The 379-nt window shown below is 70.2% G+C and carries 1 protein-coding gene and 1 pseudogene; both read right to left on the reverse strand.

Annotated features, from left to right (window positions below; all coding sequences use genetic code 11):
- Window positions 1-227, reverse strand: a 227-nt coding sequence (locus ONA70_RS36505; protein WP_265011026.1) for a DDE-type integrase/transposase/recombinase, incomplete at its 3' end; no start/stop codon positions are given.
- 25 nt (window positions 228-252) lie between these two features.
- Window positions 253-348, reverse strand: a pseudogene (locus ONA70_RS37115) (IS3 family transposase); the annotation flags it as partial.
- Window positions 349-379 lie beyond the last annotated feature (31 nt).

The following is a 379-nucleotide window of genomic DNA, read 5'->3' on the forward strand; positions in this document are numbered from 1 at the left end:
ACCTGCCAGCCGACGATCATGCGGGAGTACACGTCGAGAATGAACGCGGCGTACACCCAGCCCACGCTGGTGCGCACGTAGGTCAGGTCGGCGACCCACAGCTGGTTCGGATGTTCCGCGGTGAAGTCCCGTTTGACCAGGTCCGCGGGCCGGTTGGTCTCGGCTGCCGGGCGGGTCGTGCGCGGCGTTTTGTCGCGCAGCAGCCCGCGTAGCCCGGACTCGCGCATCAGCCGCTCGACCCGTGCAGCGGGCCACTCGCACACCGCGTCGGCGCAGCTCGTGCCAGACCTTGCGGGCCCCGTAGACGCCGTAGTTCTCCGCGTGGATCCGCTCGATCACCGCGGTCAGCTCCTCATCGCGTCGGGAGCGGGCGCTGGCC

It is taken from the genome of Micromonospora yasonensis (assembly GCF_026013475.1).
GTDB classification, from domain to species: Bacteria; Actinomycetota; Actinomycetes; order Mycobacteriales; family Micromonosporaceae; genus Micromonospora; species Micromonospora yasonensis.